Source organism: Paenibacillus sp. YPG26, assembly GCF_023704175.1.
Classification (GTDB): Bacteria; Bacillota; Bacilli; order Paenibacillales; family Paenibacillaceae; genus Fontibacillus.
Genome location: NZ_CP084530.1, coordinates 2,874,728 through 2,892,089 on the forward strand (window position 1 = coordinate 2,874,728; position 17,362 = coordinate 2,892,089).

13 protein-coding genes are annotated in these 17,362 nt (G+C 46.6%); 4 read left to right on the forward strand and 9 right to left on the reverse strand.

Annotated elements, in window-relative coordinates; all coding sequences use genetic code 11:
• Positions 1 to 135: 135 nt before the first annotated feature.
• The 7 genes from LDO05_RS13560 to LDO05_RS13590 form a co-directional block, all read right to left on the reverse strand.
• The gene (locus LDO05_RS13560) at positions 136 to 1,368 is read right to left on the reverse strand and encodes an SGNH/GDSL hydrolase family protein (RefSeq protein ID WP_251375913.1); all 1,233 of its coding nucleotides are present in this window, start codon (positions 1,366 to 1,368) and stop codon (positions 136 to 138) included.
• Between the two features lie 18 nt (positions 1,369 to 1,386).
• Positions 1,387 to 2,349, reverse strand: coding sequence for an acetylxylan esterase (locus LDO05_RS13565; RefSeq protein WP_251375914.1), 963 nt, complete (start codon positions 2,347 to 2,349; stop codon positions 1,387 to 1,389).
• 89 nt (positions 2,350 to 2,438) lie between these two features.
• The gene (locus LDO05_RS13570) at positions 2,439 to 3,365 is read right to left on the reverse strand and encodes a glycoside hydrolase family 113 (RefSeq protein ID WP_251375916.1); all 927 of its coding nucleotides are present in this window, start codon (positions 3,363 to 3,365) and stop codon (positions 2,439 to 2,441) included.
• Positions 3,366 to 3,385: 20 nt separating this feature from the next.
• Positions 3,386 to 4,408 carry a glycoside hydrolase family 130 protein gene (locus tag LDO05_RS13575; RefSeq protein WP_251375919.1) on the reverse strand — a complete coding sequence of 341 codons (1,023 nt, stop codon included), beginning with the start codon at positions 4,406 to 4,408 and terminating at the stop codon, positions 3,386 to 3,388.
• A 47-nt stretch (positions 4,409 to 4,455) separates the two neighbouring features.
• Positions 4,456 to 5,289: a carbohydrate ABC transporter permease gene (locus LDO05_RS13580; RefSeq protein ID WP_251375920.1), complete on the reverse strand. Its 834-nt coding sequence runs from the start codon at positions 5,287 to 5,289 to the stop codon at positions 4,456 to 4,458.
• Between the two features lie 2 nt (positions 5,290 to 5,291).
• Positions 5,292 to 6,155, reverse strand: coding sequence for a carbohydrate ABC transporter permease (locus LDO05_RS13585; RefSeq protein ID WP_481856994.1), 864 nt, complete (start codon positions 6,153 to 6,155; stop codon positions 5,292 to 5,294).
• A gap of 120 nt (positions 6,156 to 6,275) precedes the next feature.
• Positions 6,276 to 7,616: an ABC transporter substrate-binding protein gene (locus LDO05_RS13590; protein ID WP_251375923.1), complete on the reverse strand. Its 1,341-nt coding sequence runs from the start codon at positions 7,614 to 7,616 to the stop codon at positions 6,276 to 6,278.
• A 460-nt stretch (positions 7,617 to 8,076) separates the two neighbouring features.
• On the opposite strand from LDO05_RS13590, the gene LDO05_RS13595 reads away from it, so the two are divergent.
• On the forward strand, positions 8,077 to 9,120 hold the full coding sequence (locus LDO05_RS13595) for a substrate-binding domain-containing protein (protein WP_251375925.1): 1,044 nt from the start codon (positions 8,077 to 8,079) through the stop codon (positions 9,118 to 9,120).
• 285 nt (positions 9,121 to 9,405) lie between these two features.
• On the opposite strand, the gene LDO05_RS13600 is transcribed toward LDO05_RS13595, so the two are convergent.
• Positions 9,406 to 13,713: a glycosyl hydrolase gene (locus LDO05_RS13600; protein ID WP_251375926.1), complete on the reverse strand. Its 4,308-nt coding sequence runs from the start codon at positions 13,711 to 13,713 to the stop codon at positions 9,406 to 9,408.
• Positions 13,714 to 13,944: 231 nt separating this feature from the next.
• Here LDO05_RS13600 and LDO05_RS13605 point away from each other — a divergent pair, with 231 nt between their 5' ends.
• Positions 13,945 to 15,114, forward strand: coding sequence for an AGE family epimerase/isomerase (locus tag LDO05_RS13605; RefSeq protein ID WP_251375927.1), 1,170 nt, complete (start codon positions 13,945 to 13,947; stop codon positions 15,112 to 15,114).
• 4 nt (positions 15,115 to 15,118) lie between these two features.
• A complete protein-coding gene (locus LDO05_RS13610) occupies positions 15,119 to 16,297 on the forward strand; it encodes a glycoside hydrolase family 130 protein (protein WP_251375928.1) in 1,179 nt (392 codons plus the stop codon).
• 208 nt (positions 16,298 to 16,505) lie between these two features.
• Here the strand turns inward: LDO05_RS13610 and nrdR are convergent, their stop codons facing one another.
• Positions 16,506 to 16,976 (reverse strand): transcriptional regulator NrdR, encoded by a 471-nt coding sequence (gene nrdR, locus LDO05_RS13615; RefSeq protein ID WP_251375930.1) that lies wholly within the window; start codon positions 16,974 to 16,976, stop codon positions 16,506 to 16,508.
• Positions 16,977 to 17,088: 112 nt separating this feature from the next.
• Between nrdR and LDO05_RS13620 the strand changes: the two genes are divergently transcribed.
• Positions 17,089 to 17,316, forward strand: coding sequence for an alpha/beta-type small acid-soluble spore protein (locus tag LDO05_RS13620; RefSeq protein ID WP_251375932.1), 228 nt, complete (start codon positions 17,089 to 17,091; stop codon positions 17,314 to 17,316).
• Positions 17,317 to 17,362 lie beyond the last annotated feature (46 nt).

The following is a 17,362-nucleotide window of genomic DNA, read 5'->3' on the forward strand; positions in this document are numbered from 1 at the left end:
TTTGGATAGGGCTGTTGGGAGACAGCCTGTCCTATATATAAGGCGAAGAAGAGGGATGCCCTAACTATACCTCCCTTAACTTAAATGAACCTTATATGAAACTGAAGAACAGATTAAAATTGTAAAGTCACACTTCTATTTAACGACCCCTGCAAAGGCCAGGCGGAAATCGGTCCCCGTACAGGATTCCGTCCCGCCGTGAATGACTTCAATCTCTATCTCGTGAGCACCTTCCGCGAGATCATCGGCGATCACCATTAGCCGGAACCATCCTTCCTGGCCAACCCAAGATGGACGGTCACGGGAAGAAATCCCCCACTCCCCTCCGTCCAGGCGATATCTGAACTCCGAGGAGGCTGTACCAAAGTCAAAGCCAAGTGCCAAGCCGCGCCCTTCAAAAGTGAATGACAGCTTGGCACCAACCGCCGCCGTCTCCAGCACCCGGTCAATCCACTCCAAATTCACCCATCTGCGGATGACCCAAGGTCCCTGCTGCTTCATCTTCTCGAACGGAACATGCTCGACCCGCTCCCAATTGTTCGGATACAGCGGATCGGGGAGGCTCCATCCACGAGATTCATAGTCTTTGTAGTCTGATCCGTGGTCTAATTCATAGACTTGTTCGTGATCTGAGTCTGGTTGTGACTCGCGTTCTATGCCAACTCCTGCACCAGCTACCGTTCTCGTCTCTGATGCAAGTTCCGTCCCGAATCCAGCTCTTCCTTCGCTCTTATTGCCTGTCAGCTCCCTCTCGAGGAACTTAATCACACTGTGGGCATAGCTTAAGCTGCCGCGTTCAGTAGGGTGCAGACCATCCGGGAGCCATTCCTGCCATCTCATCCGGCCCTTCTGTACTTCATCCAGCGCATATCTCCCCATCCAGACGGAGCCCAGTCCGTAATGCTCACCGAGCTCCTCAAGCTGGGCGATGGAGTCAGGAACCTCCCCATTCATCATGGCTTCATACATATCCTGTATGTAGGTATAGGTGAGTACGATATCCCGCCCTTCGCCGGCCAGCAGCTGCCTGATCAATCCCTCACGCGTCCGCCCCCGCTTCTCCTGCGGTTCATCATAATCGTTCACCGCATATTCCACGAATACGAGGTCTGCTTCCCGGTCAATCAAGTCCCGCTGGGCGCGGAATACAGCCAGATCACTGCCCGTAGCCCCAATAGCCGCGTTCTCTACCTTCAATGTAACCTGCGGAAATACTTCCGCGAACCAGGCAATAACGGGCTCCGGCCAATTGTGCCGGGGCCGCGCATCTGTAATCGACCCGCCGATAAATCCAAGCGTGAGCGTTCCTTCACTGATTCGCTGCAAGGTCCGCTCAAGCCCTCTGCGGTGATTCCAAATCTGTGTCATGCAAGAATCCCCTCTCTGCTATAGTTCAGACATTACCTGGAATAACCGGTCGGATAGATAAGGAAAATACTCATGTCCATACTCATGATACAGCAGTACATCCTTCTCTGCCTGAATCTTGTTATATGCCGCGAATTGGGTTGAAGGCGGACAGATCGGATCGCTAAGCCCGGTAATCCACAGCACTTTAGCTTTAATCCTCTCAGCCAGATTCTGAATGTCGATATAGCCCAGCTTGTTGAACACTTCGTCCTCCCGCTTATGGTTCGGATCGAACATGCGGAAATAGTAGACCAGCTCTTCATAAGCGCTGCTTGTAATATTCGTCTCCCAGGCTCTCTTGTAATCGGATAAGAAAGGATGAACCGGAACAAGCATTTTCACCCGCGGCTCAAGCGCGGCGCAAGCGACGGCCAGGGCTCCGCCTTGAGATTGTCCGTACACGCCAACCCGATCAGGATCCACCTGATCCATGCTCATCAGAATGCGGACCGTCTGCACAGTATCCAGGAACACATTCCGGTAGTAGAGCTTATCCGGATTGGGATCATCCAGTCCACGAATAATATGACCCCGGATCGTGGTCCCTTTCACGTTCAGATTATCCTCGGATAGGCCGCCCTGCCCCCGGCAGTCAAGCGCCAGCACAGTAAATCCATGAGCAGCATAAGATGCCTTCTCCAGCCAGTCTCCACTGTCACTGGAATACCCGTGAAATATAGCAAATGCTGGCCCCTTCCGGTCCGTCTTCTGTCTTGGTCTGGCCATCTTGCAGTGAACTCTCGCCCCGCCTACACCAGTGAAATACAGATGAAAACATTCCGCAAGTTCTGTCTGGAACTCAGCAGGTACAAGCTCGTACGCTGTACCCTGATCTTCCAGCTCCTTAAGACCCCGCTCCCAATATTGATCAAAGTCAACCGGTCTTGGACTTCTACCCATATAAGTCTGCAAATCTTCAATAGACATTTCAAACGCCATCTCGCTGCCTCCCTCTATGCTTAACAGCCCGTCCTAGGACGGGCTGTCTTGATGGTACCTCGTTAAGAATAACCCCAGCTGATCTGGCATTACTTCGTATAGAATTCTTTGATGATCTTCTCGGCAGACTTGCCATAGACGCCATAATCATCGTTGTTCACGGCGTCCTGCTCTTCGTGCAGAAGGTGACTCCAATCCCAAAGCCCGAACCCTCGCACCCACGGTCTATGGCTCGTTGTACTGAACATATCCGTATAGTAGTCGGCCTGCTCCTTAAGGTTCACATCTCCTTGAAGATTCCAGTCGTTGGGAACCTGGGCAGACCCCGTACGGCTTGGGCATCCGGCTTCCGCAAAAAAGAAGGGTTTGTTGAATGGCGCAATAATCTTCTCGATCCGGTCAAGCTGACTATCCCAATCTCCCAGTGGATAATAACCGCTGGAAGATATGATATCCACAGCATCCCACCAGCTCACATTACCTTCCTGATACTTATCTGTATTATAAGTGACAGGTCCGTGATAATGCTCGCGAATCTTCGCAATGCACTGACGCCATTCATCCGCACGCCGCTCCGTCTGGACCATTTCACAGCCGGCGATGTACATTTCACAGCCGGTTGCTTCCGCAATAGCAGCATAATGCTCCTGGTATTCTATGTAGCCCGCGAACCAATCACGCCATTTCGGCTCACAAGGAACATCCAGATCGAAGAAATTGATATGCGCTCTCCATGTACCGTCTTTAACATTCACGGTTGGCTTAAGAATAGTCTTGAATCCCAAGGATCTCGCATAGTGAATCATATCCACCAATTCTTCGTCGTCTACAATATGCTGCCCTTTATAATCAATGCTCGTGGAGTGCGCTGTATCCTGAAGCGCAGCGAGTGCAAAAATAACATGGGTTGTGCCCGTTCTTTCTTGAAGAAGTCTAAGAGACTCCTTCGCCTCAGGCTTCAGAAAATCGCCTTTACGTGCCATCCAGCCGTAAGTAAACCCTTTGATGTAATCCATTTCGGGACAGCACTCCTTCATTACATGATTCCGATTTCGTGATCGTCGCCAACCATTTCGTTCGTTTCTTTTACATAGTTGATAATCTCATCCACAGTGGTATAAGCAACGCCAACATAAGTGTCCGCTGCTCCATAGTAGATTGCGATTCTGCCAGTAGCGGCATCATGAAGAGTCGCGCAAGGGAAGACTACGTTATCTACGAAGCCTCTCTCTTCATACCATTCTTCCGGAGTAAGCACGTAAGTACTGGAACGGTACTTCACTTTGGATGGCTCATCCTTATCAAGGATTACAGCGCCCATGCTGTACACAAGTCCGTTACAAGTTCCGGTTACGCCGTGGTAGAACATCAACCAGCCTTCGGAAGTCTCGATAGGTGCTGGACCGCCGCCGATCTTCACGGATTGCCACCAGCCATCTCCACCTTTGGACATGACATGACGGTGCTTGCCCCAGTATACAAAGTCAGGGCTTTCGCTGAGGAACACATCACCGAATGGAGTATGTCCGCTGTCACTTGGACGGGACAGCATAACGAAGTTACCGTTGATTTTACGCGGGAATAGAACGCCGTTACGGTTAAATGGAAGGAACGGGTTCTCCAGACGTACAAAAGTCTTGAAGTCATCGGTCTTCGCTACACCAATAGCCGCACCATAGAAATCAGTACACCAGATAATGTAGTAGGAATCCTCTACCTTAACAAGGCGCGGATCATAAGCATAGCGCGGCTGGTACGGTTCTCCCTGCTCGTTCACGAATTCAATGCGTTTCTCGTCAATGGTCCAGTTAAGTCCGTCTTCACTTGTTCCCATATGAAGATGCGGGCGTCCATTAATCGTCTCTGCTCTAAATACCCCAATAAAGCCGTCTCCATAAGCTACTACCGCACTATTGAAGATACGGGCAATTCCTTTAGCCGGGTTTCTCTTCACAACCGGGTTATCGGAATGGCGCCATACAGGACCCACGTTACCTTCCGGTTTATCCTGCCAAGGCATTTTATTAAGCTTCTCACCAATGATTTGATATTCTCCCATTTTTTGTCTCTCCTTTGATATGTCTATAAGTTAGATAAGTGCGCCGATTACTTAACAGAACCTTGTGAAAAACCGTTGTAAATATATTTTTGTAGAGAAATGAACGCAATTGTTATTGGAATAATCGAAATAATGATGGCCGCACAGATGACTTCCCACTGCGATCCGTAAGGTCCTTTGAACTTAAACAGCGCTGTGGAGATAACCTGCAACTCCTGACTAGGCATATACAGGAACGGCGTATAAAAGTCATTGTAGATGTTAACACCTTTAACAATAATGACAGTAACAATCGCTGGCGCCAGAAGTGGCAGGATGATTCTGAAGAAGATCGTGAAATACGATGCACCATCCAGCATAGCTGATTCATCCAGTGACTCGGAGATAGAATCCAAGAATTGCAAGAAGATGTATACTGCGATGATATCCGTACCTAGATAAAGCAGAATTGGTGCAAAACGCGTATCAACCAGGTGCAGGAAGTCGATAATCTTAAAAGTAGCTACTTGTGTAGTTACGCTTGGAATCAGGGTTGCAAGCAGGAAAGCGCCCATGAGCAGCTTGCTTCCGCGGAATTTGAAGCGACTTAAGATGAACGCGATCATGGAACCGATCAGGGTTGCGCCTACAATGGATACAATAACGATGATGACGGTATTCGCGAAGCCTAGCAGCATTTTGCCATCAACGAAGGCTTTCTTATAGTTAGCAAAATTCAGCCAATCCGTTGGGGGCTGCAGCGGGCTTGAACTCGCATACTCTTGCCCTGATTTGAGAGAAGCGAACAAAACGACCACGATAGGAATAAGGACGACGATAGCAGCTATAATCAAGGAGAGGTACTTAAATATGCTTGCAGTCGTGTATTTGAGTTTGTACATATTTAAGCCTCCTTCTTGGATAGCATGTTCTGAAGCACCGTTACAATAACCACGATGAAGAGCAGTACTACCGCCATTGCGGATGCAAGTCCAAGCTTGCTGTATTTAAATGCTACGTCGACAGTCTGGATTACGAACGTGTTACTTCCGTTGGATCCGCCTGTCATAATGTATGGAATATCGAAGGCGCTGATCGCACCACTAATGCCGAGAATTAGGTTAAGCTGAACGATACGCTTGATGCTTGGAATAATAATGTGGCGGAATTGATGCCATTTATTTGCTCCGTCGATATCGGACGCTTCATAGACATCTTTACCTACTGAAGAGATTGCCCCAAGGAAGATAATGAAGTTGAAGCCCATGTATCTCCAGACCGAAGCTCCAGCAAGTGAGATGTTGATAATATTCGGATTCAGCAGCCATCCTTGTGAGAGACTACTTAGACCAAGGAAATTCAGAATCGTATCCAGTGTTCCATCCGGTTTGAAGAAGAAGAGAAAGATAAATCCAATGGCAACCCCATTAAGCAGTGAAGGGAAGAATAGAACGCCTTTGAAAAAATTCTTGCCGCGCACCTTGAAGCTTAGTATGGTCGCGAAATATAATGCCAGGCCCATTTGTACAAAAGTTGCTACAAAGTAGTACAAGCTGACTTTAAATACAGTGAAATACTTCGGATCTGTGAAGATCGTTTTGTAGTTCTTGAAGCCGACCCACTTATAGTGGTCGCTATATCCATTCCAGTTCGTAAAGCTGTATTTGAACATGTTGATAACCGGCAAGTAAGCAAACGTAAATAGTAGAACAACCGGTATCAGGGAGAAGGCTATAATAATTATTTTTCTCTGATTTTTATAGCTCATATTCTTAAACACCACTCACACCTCCAATAGTCCCTGCGTCCCTATAAGGTAGAGAAGGAAAACGAACACGCAGCTCGTTTTCCTCATCTCCTCATGAGAAGCTATTTCTCTTAATTCCTCTTATTCACTAGCAACAGATGCACGTGATGCTTTCCATCTATCATTCAGATCTTTCATAATGTCATCGAAGGATTCCTTCTTGTTACCAATAGCCGCTTCGATGATACGTTTCTTGAAGTCAGGCTGCCAGAGACCAATTTCGGAGTCCTTGTCGATTTTGTCTACAAGACCTTCTTGACCTGCTTTAGCAGGAGTCTGGAACTTGAATTCAACGCCTGTACCTTCGAATTGCTTAAGAACCTCAGGAAGCTCGGCGCCAACAGCAGGGCTCATACCGCCACCCGCACCTTCAGTTGTTGGATATCCGGACTTGTTAATGAACCAGTCAACCCATGCTTTAGCCGCTTCCTTGTTGCTGCTCTTAGAGCTGACACCAACGGTATAGTCATCCGAAAGTGGAACGATAACTTTCTCCGCATTGGTTGGGAAAGGCATAAATCCGATATCATCAGGAGTCTTGCTGAGTGCTTTTACTTGTCCTACAGCCCAAGATCCAAGAACCATGGTACCGATTTTGCCGTTAGCCAAATCAGCCTTGGAGGATTCCCAATCTGTTGTTGTCGGGTCTTTCTCGATCAAGCCTTTTTGAGCCGCATCGAACATTACTTTGTATAGCTCATAGTGTGGTTGACCTTTAACAAAGTTGTCGTCGGTGTTCGGCTGAGTCACGTTAACATAGTCAACATTACCAGCAACCGTTGTCAGAGCTGCTTCCCATTGAGTCAAAGTCCAGCCAGCCGCATAGTTAGTGTAAAGTGGAACTGCAGCGCCTTTGTCTTTGATCTTCTGTAGAGCTGCCAGGAATTGATCAGGAGTTTTCGGAACTTCTGTCACTCCTGCATCAGCGAATACTTTCTTGTTGTAGACAAGACCGGAATAGTTGATCGCTGTTGGAATCCCGTATACTTTCCCGTCCACTGTTCTTTCTTCAAGACCGGTATACTGCTTACTCAGATCCTCGAAGTTACCAAGCGGTTCGAAGAATTGTGGCAGGTCAGCTAGTGGAACACTGGTTGGCAGCAGAAGCACATCACCGTAATCGGAAGAGTTCATACGAACTTTGATTTGACCTTCGTAGTCAGAGAGTGCCTGGAATTTAACATTGATATTCGGGTACTCTTGTTTGAATTTCGTAGCGTAATCCTTGAATACAGTATCCACGATATCTGTTTTTTGCGTGATTACTGTAATGTCCCCTTTAATGTCTTTGCCTGTTGCAGTAGTTCCGGTTGTACCGGCGTTTGAGTTGCTAGGTTCCTCAGTCTTGGCGGACGAACAACCTACCATTGCGAAAACCAGGAGAGCCGACATAAGTCCCAATAACATTTTACGTCTTTTCACTTTATGAAACCCCTTTCCTTAACCTTGATAAAGTTATCGTTTAAGTTACGACTTGATCTTACAATGATACCGCTTTCTCGTCAATCCATTTTTTTAGGTTTTTTGTTAGGTCCTTTAAAAAAATGAAAAAACCCTTGTAAATAAAGGGTCAATGCTCATCCACATTTATGCCGTGAAATTGTTCTCTGGTATACTCTCATGTAAAAATATACCTATATTTATGATCTCTCCTTTCATTGACAAGGGAATTAAGGTTCTTTAAAATTAAGTAATAAGTTAACGGTAAACATTATTAAGCAAATTAGCACACAACAAATTAAATTATTAACTTTATATGAAGCATTATTAGATAAACAAGGATGGATTATCCTTTATATTTAACAAGTAAGCTAGTATACTAAAGAATGGTTACTTACACGGTTCTTGAATTTGAATACAGGAGTGATTAGGTGGTGATTGAATGAAGAACAATGTTACCATGCGGGATATAGCCTCCAAGCTCGGTGTAAGCAGTGTTACGGTCTCCAAAGCCTTAGGGGATAAAGATGGGGTTAGCGAGGAACTAAAGGCTAAGATCAAGCAGGTTGCAGCCGAGATGAACTATCGGTACAATACAGCGGCTAGGTCGATGAAGGAGGGTCTCTCTTACAATATTGGTGTCATCATTCCTTCACGATTTGTAGGGCTGGCTCAATCCTTTTACCTGAGAGTGTACCAGCAGATTTCCAGTCTGCTTGACAGTTACGGTTACTATGGCATTCTGAACATATTAACGAACGAGGATGAGGAGCAGCTTATTCCCCCAAGAATATATTCCGAGAAGAAGGTTGACGGCATCATCGTCCTTGGCCAGATTAGCAAAGAGTACATTGAAGTTATTGAAAGCATGGACCTGCCCAAAATCTTCACTGATTTCTATGACGAGCACTCGGATATTGACTCTGTTATTACGGATAACTTCTATGGTTCCTACGAAATAACCAATTACTTGATCCATAATGGACACAATAATATCGCTTATGTCGGGAATCTGCATTCCACCAGCAGTATCCAAGACCGCTTTCTGGGCTACTACAAATCCCTGCTTGAGCATAATATTCCATTAAATAACAAATACATTATTAATGACCGGGATGAACGCGGAAGATATATTGACTTTGAACTCCCCGATCCGTTCCCTTCAGCCTTCGTCTGCAACTGCGACCAGGTCGCCTATTTGTTAACCGAGAAGCTGAAGTCAATGGGTTACAACATTCCATCTGACTGTTCTGTGGTAGGGTTCGATAATGATATTTTTGCCACATTAACGGTTCCGCCTTTAACTACGGTTGAAGTCGATATTGAACAGATGGCGACTACCTCAGTGAATTCGATTATGCAAAAGGTGAACAATCCGAACAAGCGGTTCGGTCGTGTGCTTGTTCAAGGCAAGATCGTGTACCGTGAATCGGTCAGCTCATTGGGCGAGAATCATGGTGAGAAAGCTCAATCTATAGTTGTATAGAGAAGCCTTGTTAGTAAAAGTAGAATCAACATAAACAACCGGCCTTGGTCCTGTATTTAATGGACCGAGGCCATTTGTTTGTGCTGGATGTCCGCTTGATGCTGAATAGTGGACAATAGGCATCATATTTTGTCGTGAGCCTCCAAAGGCTCATCAGAGCACCTACTTCCGCTCTTGGGATGGACATACTGAAGAAGGAGCTGTCTCCCGCAAGTAGAGTAACTACTTCGAAGACAGCTCCTGATGGTCAAATTCCTATCTCACCGCTACTCGAGGTCTACACGATTAATTTGCAGGTTCTGTTGGGCTAGCCGCAGCACCAACAAGGTTAACTTCGTCTACATAGACGACCGAATCTCCCGTTCCGGTAAAGTTCTCAAACTTGAGACCCATGGATTTGATCTGATTCAGATCCGTCACCTTATCAAGCGACAGCGTTATTGTGGCAAATCCGGAATCATCCACATCTACCATCCCACTGTCGAACCAAGCCCAGGCGCTGCCTGTCTTAATATACAGACGTGCCTTGGCCGTGCCGGCAGACAGCTTCACCTTGAGGGTAATAGCTTTAAGACCTGTCAAGTCAAGAGCAGTGTCATTTTTGATCTCAAATGAGGTTCCACTAAGCTTGAACGTGGATTGCAGAGCCTTGTCTCCATGTGTATACACATCGGAAGTAACAGTTGGTGCTCCTGCGCTGGCATTATTCTGATCAATAACCCACCCTTGGGTATCTGTCTCGAAATCATACAATATTCCTGGTGCATGGGCCGAGCTGTCTGACCCGCTGCCTCCATTAGAAAGCGCTGGAGCGTTCCCATCATATACAGCCTTGATGTCATCGAAATACATGGTGCTCGTACCTTTATATCCGCTAACCGAATTCGTGTAAATGGAGAACTTGCTTACCTTTTTCAATTTAGCCTTAGTTAAAGTACCCACTGTACCATGTACAGGCACAAAATCAGCAAAATTCATCTTCTCCAGATGACCTGTATCGGTTGCAGTATCTGGGTAAAACTCATAAGTCCCCCCATCTACACTGATCTGGATAACCAGCTTCTGTCCTTTGCCATCCGGCTTTATCCAAGCCTGCAGCTGATTGAATCCTGACCAATCCACTTCATTCAGCGTTTTGGACACCCCGGCATACGTCTGTGATCCAAGGGTGTACTCATAGGCGACCCCGTAGTTGCCATTTTGCTTGTTGTTGGTTACAAGAGCTACCTTTGCACCATCACCTTGAGAGATGTACTTCGCAGCTGCAGAGGCAGATACTCCTCCATACCCTTCAAAGTCATCCACAACTGCTGGATCAGAGGTTGGTTCCTGATATACACTGTACAGCCCAAGATCATCCACATAGATAGAGCCAGAACCGTTAAGTCCGCTTCCGACTAAGGAGAACGCTAGTTTTTCGGCTTTTTCTGATATTTCTGGATCAGTAATATCAATCGATACCGGGTACACATAATATTGTCCATCCTGAGTCTTAGCCAATTCAGATAACTTCTTCGCGGTTGAATCCATGCCGAACTTACCTTTATCTGAGTAATTAGGCGGCAGTTGGACAACAGCCCGCATACTCGCTTCCGCATTGCCTTCTCCAAGGCTGACTGGGATATAGGCATTGAACTTCACTCGTCTTACAAGCGTTGGAATACTGCTGCCCAGATTAGTAAGCTCCAGCTTCAGTTCCTGCCATGTGTCGGCTTGTTCCAGATCAGTAACGCCTAGTTTGAGCGCTCCATTACCATTATACTCAGCCTGAGCTGTGGTCAGCCCAATCGAAGCAGCATCACCCTTCAGCCCCGACCAGGTTCCATTGTTCTGAATGCCATTAATATCCGCATCAAAAGTATACTGCTTCAGCAAGGCTTCTTCGACTTTAACAAATACCGTATTCGTCTGACTAAGCTCAGGTTGAAGAAGACCTTGTGCATCATATACATGTACGGTAAATGTCGCTGTCTTGCCATTGAGAGAAGCGTCCGGTGTCCAATCAGCGGTATAATACTTTTCCACGCTGTCCCATACCATTGGGATTTCGGTAGTTGAATCCCCTACACTGTAAGTGACCTTGGAAGGCTGCTCATTCAGCACTCTTGCCCGGATCTTCGTAGTACTCGATTTTACGCTAGAGCCGTTAACTGGTGACGCAATATGCATGAACGGCTTCTCGGTACTCACATTCACCGTTCTAGCAGGCACGTTCTTGATTTCTTTGGCAAATGCAGTATAAGGATCCTCGTAGAATTTGATAAAGTCAGGAAGGAGCTCATGACTGCCTAGACTACCCGCATCTTTGTAAGGCACGAACAGATTTCCGTTCAAATTAAAGTTCGCCCATGTCAGCATATAAGCAATCCTCTTCGCATCCGGATCATTCTTAATCGCATTCAGAAGCTTGGTGAACCACTCCAAATCTCCATTTCCCGTTGTCTTCATCCCGCTCGGGCTGTAACCGAACTCAGAGAATGTAGCAATTTTGCCCTTGGAATCCGCAAGCTTCGAGATCATGGCCAGGTCGCTAACCAGCCCTTTCAGGAAGCCTTCAGTGCCCGGCGTCGCTTGATTATCGTACTGATCCATACCCAGAATATCTACATAGTCATCCCCCGGATAGGTCTCCAGGTATTTGGATGCAGACCCGCTAAAGGTACCGTTCGGTGAATATACATAGAGCAGATTGTGAACATCTCTAATATCGCGTAGATATTCAACTGTATATCTGAAGATCTCCACATATTCACTCTTGGTTGTGGTCATATTTCCCCACCAGAACCATCCGCCACTCTGTTCATGGAACGGACGGAACAGGATTGGAATCAGCTTATCATTATCATCCTTCAGATTAATGGCGAGGTCAGCAACCTGATCCAGGTAAGCATTGAACTCATCATTCTTATCTCCGCCCGGCAAGATATGCTCGACAACACTGCCCTTAGTATCGTTGAAGCTTCCGCCCGTTACAAAATTCGGCATATGCGCACTAAGTGTTATAATTCCGTTCTTTGCATGAGCCTTCTTCATCAGATCAGCCAAGTTCTCCCGGCTCTTAACAAGATCGCCTTCAACACCCGGCTTCTCTTTCCCTTCCAGGCTAAGCGTATCCCATCCATATACAGCCGGCATGTCACCTACCGAGTTCAAGACATCCGACTTCTCGCCGGAGATGGTGGCCTCATTGAAAGAAAGCCCTACATCAGTGGAGTGCTGGTGTCCGAAGAGCACCTGCTTTCCACGGGTATCCGACAAATAAGTGAACAAAGAACGTGTAGTATCTGAAGCCTGGGCATCTACCAGATCCAGGGTATTCAGAACAGGCCCACTTCCCCCTCCATTATTGCCACCATTATTGCCACCATTGTTGCCACCAGTCCCTGGAGCTGTACCGCTTACACCTCCGGAAGTTCCTCCGCTGCCAGCCACCACCTGACCATTATTGATGCTAAAGTTTCCAATCACGCCTGGCTTTCCGTTCACTACTACATTACTGGCCTGAAGTGTCGACTCCGTAATCGTTCCTTTGGAATCAATCGTACTGCCTGCAGCCGTGTTCAAGACTTCAAGCTTCTTGATGGTCGTTCCGCTGTCCGCGGTCAGATTCAAAGCTTGATTAGCAACAACGTGATCAATGGCAGTGCCTGCTTTGAGCTCCAGCTTGGACTTACTACTTGCAATTAACTGCCCAATTGTACTTGTGCCTGTAGCGAGCACTCTTACACTGCCTTCCTTACGATTTACTTCAACATTGCCGAGTTTGGAGTTATGTACAACAACCGTATGATCTCCCCCACCGGCAACAAATGTTGTTCCTTGCACCGTTACGTTATCGAGTGTAACTTCACCATCGGCAATCCCGGATGCTAAATATAAATTCCCGCTAATCGTCGTATCCTTTAAGGTTATTCCCTCATGGTTAATAACCACATTTCCTTGAATGCTGCCGCCTTGAACAGTTCCGGGAGCCGAATAATATCCTGCGACAAGCTTGTCTATTAGCGTAACCAGCTCGGCCCGGGTGATTGGAGCATGCGGCTTGAACGACCCATCCGGGTAACCGTTTACAACTTTAGTTAAAGCATCAACTGATTCTTTGGCATAGGCAGCAATATCTTGTTGATCGCTAAAAGATGCCGGATTCGCACCCTTGAGCACAAATGCCCGAGCCAGCAAGGTTACAGCATCCTGCCGTGTGATCTGAGTATTCGCTCGGGCTTTATTGTTCTCAAAGCCTTGATAATATCCGGCTTTCTTCGCGATGGACAGGACATCCGAATACCAGGCATCTGCGGATACATCCGAGAAGGACACGCCTGATTTCTCATAATAGCCGAACACCTTGTTAAGGATAGTTGCAAATTCAGCTCTGGTGATAGGCTGATCCGGGCGGAACCCGCCATCTTGATAACCACGGACCAAGCCGTTTGATTTCCACTTCTCGATACTCGCATTAGCCCAGTGTGTACTGGATACTGATGATACGGCAGTTCCATTTCCTGAAGCGGCATAAGCTGAGCCCGAAGTTGACAGCATAGAGACAACCAGAAGAGCTACAGTGGATGCGGATAACATTTTCCCTTTCTTCACGAACATACCCCTTTCAATACGATCCATTAAGTTAACGGTAAACTTACGAAGATTTTATATTGACAGCGCTTACTAGTCAACAACGGAATTAAAAATTAGTTAATTTTTCACAATTTCCGTAAAACAACCTCGTTTCAGCGCTTCGATATGAATTGACATAAAGATTTTAGGCATTTAGAATTAAGTTATTAAAGTTATCGTTTACTTTACTTTCAGGAGGTGTGATTTCTTTTGCAAAAACTCAAACAAGAAGTATCTCAAGAATTGCACGAACACATCCTGCCCTTCTGGTCTGCTTGTATCGATGAGTCCCATGGCGGATTCTATGGCGAAGTGAATTACGAACTTCAAAGCAATAAGGAGGCAGACAAAGGGGGAATTGCCACTTCCAGAATTCTGTGGGCTTTCTCTTCTGCTTACGTCATCACGGGGAACGAGAAGTACCTTCCTTATGCCACACATGCTTATAAATTCCTGCGGGACAAGGTTATTGACTCAGAATTCCGCGGTTTGTACTGGATGGTCGATTATAAGGGAGACCCTACAGACACCAGAAAGCACGTCTATACCCAATCTTTCGGTATCTATGCTCTTAGTGAATATTACAAAGCCTCCAAAGATCCGGAAGCACTTGAGCTTGCCAAAGAACTCTTCCTCTTGATCGAGGATATCGGCTTTGACAAAGAGATTAATGCCTACAAAGAAGAATTCGACCGGAAGTGGACAGAAACTCCAAATGAGATGCTCAGTGAAAATGGGGTTATGGCCGACATCACGATGAACACGCATATTCACGTTTTGGAAGCGTATACGAATCTCTTCAAAGTCTGGCCGGATGCCCGGGTAAGAGCTGCGCTTGAGAACTTGCTTGAGATCCTCTACTCCAAGATCTATAATGCCAAGACCAAGTATCTGGGCGTGTTCTTCGATAAACAGTGGAACTCCCTCATTGATCTCAAGTCATTTGGCCATGACATTGAAGCCAGCTGGCTGATCGATCAGACACTTAGAGCGCTCGGCCTTGAGAAGCCTGAATATATTCAAATGGTGGTCGATATTGCTTACAATATCGCGGACCATGCCATGCAGGAAGACGGCTCCATGATGAACGAACAAGAGAACGATCATCTGGACAAGACACGCATATGGTGGGTTCAGGCAGAAGCTATCGTAGGCTTCTACAATGCCTATGAGCGGACCCAGGATCCAAGGTTCCTGGAGCTTGCGGACAACCTCTGGACTTATATCAAGAACAATCTGATTGATAAGCGCACAGGTGGAGAATGGTACTGGTCTATCGCGCCGGATGGGACACCAACACCAAGAGAAATTAACGGCGCGTGGAAATGTCCATACCATAACGGCAGATTTTGCCTCGAAATTATCGAAAGGGTGAACTAATACAATGATACATCCCAAATACAAAGAGGTTCTTGCCAAGCAGGAACAATTAATTACCCGCAAGAACGAACTGAATGAAGAATTCTACAACGGAGTATATGACCGTTATAAGTACCCTGTGATTACCCGTCACCATGTACCTGTTCACTGGAGATTTGATCTGAACCAAGAGACTAATCCCCACTTCATGGAGAGACTTGGAATTAACGCTACGCTGAATCCAGGCGCTATTTATTTTGAAGGTAAATATTATCTGGTTGTCAGAACTGAAGGTCTTGACCGTAAATCGATCTTCGCCTTGGCCGTCAGCGACAACGGGATTGATAACTTCCGCTTTATCGATACTCCGCTGACATGGGAAGATATCGATGCAGCCGAGACGAACATGTATGACATGCGTCTGGTCCTGCATGAAGATGGATGGATCTATGGCATCTACTGTTCTGAGAGCAAAGATCCGGAAGCCGCTCCATTTGATACTTCAAGTGCTGTTGCCCAAGCCGGCTTTGTCAGAACGAGAGACCTCAAGACTTGGGAGCGTCTGCCGAATATCCAGACTAAGTCTCCACAGCAGCGTAACGTTGTGCTTCACCCTGAGTTCGTGGATGGTAAATATGCCTTCTATACTCGTCCACAAGATGGATTCATCTCTACAGGCTCTGGTGGCGGTATCGCATTTGGACTCTGTGATGATGTTCTGAATCCGGTCATCGATCGAGAGGATATTATTGATGAGCGCAGATATCATACCGTATATGAAGTGAAGAACGGTCAAGGTCCAGCTCCGATCAAGACCGACAAAGGCTGGATTCATGTCGCTCACGGTGTGCGGAATACGGCTGCAGGCCTGCGTTATGTACTGTATACCTTCGCTACAAGTCTTGAAGATCCAACGAAGATTATTGCGAAGCCAGGCGGACACTTCATTGCTCCTTATGATGATGAGCGTGTCGGCGATGTATCGAACGTAATCTTCTGCAACGGGGCTGTGGTGAACGAGAATAACGATGTGTTCATCTATTATGCATCCAGTGACACACGTATCCATATTGCGACTACAACTATTGAGAAGCTGATCGACTATACCTTTAATACCCCTGAGGATCCTTACCGTTCTCTTGATAATGCCCTTCAGCGGAAGAGCTTGATTGAACGCAACGAAGCCTTGCTGAACAACAACTAATTGAAATAACAAAAAAGCAATTGAGGGTCCTCCCTTCAATTGCTTTTTTATGTGCTGGTCCACAGTATGAGAAAGCCTCACATCTTACTGCTTGTCGCATAACTCAAGACTTAATTCTTAGTTACTGGAAGATGTCCCAGCCGCTCATACCAAGGCACTTATCCCTAATCCCTATTGTCTTCCCATCCATCCTCAGTCCTCAGTATAGCTAGCCGTTCGCTCCTGTACTCTTGGACAGCAGACTGTTAAGCTCCTTCATGAACATATTGATATCCTTGAACTGACGGTACACCGAGGCAAAACGGACATAAGCGACTTCATCGACGGGATAGAGCTGCTCCATCACCAGCTCGCCAATATAACGGCTCTCCACCTCGGCGTTGGCGGTATGACGGAGTGACCTTTCCACTTCCGATACCATAGTCTCAAGCTGCTCGACTGAGACAGGACGCTTCTCACAGGCACGGATTAATCCGCGCAGCATCTTATCCCTGCTGAATTCTTCCCGGCTTCCATCCTTCTTGACTACAATCAGTGGAGTCTCTTCCACCATCTCGAATGTAGTAAAGCGGCGGCTGCACTGCTCGCATTCTCTTCTACGACGAATAGAGCGATTATCATTGGCAGGCCTCGAATCCAGCACCTTTGTCCCCAAATAATCGCAATAAGGACACTTCAAATGAACACTTCCTTCTTCTCTAATATTCCCATAATATTCATGCTGATTGCAGTAATGAGATTGCAAGTCACGAGACATAATAGTTGTACCAACCGGAGGGAGGTGAACAACAATGGCTCAAAACAACAACAGCAGCAGCAATAATCTGGTTGTAAGACAAGCTTCTGGAGCTCTTGAACAAATGAAATACGAAGTTGCTCAAGAACTGGGTATTTCTTTCCCACAAGACGGTTATGCAGGTAACCTGACTTCCTATGAGAACGGTTCAATCGGGGGTACGATTACTAAACGTCTGGTGACTCTTGCTGAACAACAACTGGCTGGACAATTCCGCCAATAGTACTCTTCTTAAGATGAGCATTCGGGCAGGGGAACCTGCCCGGGTG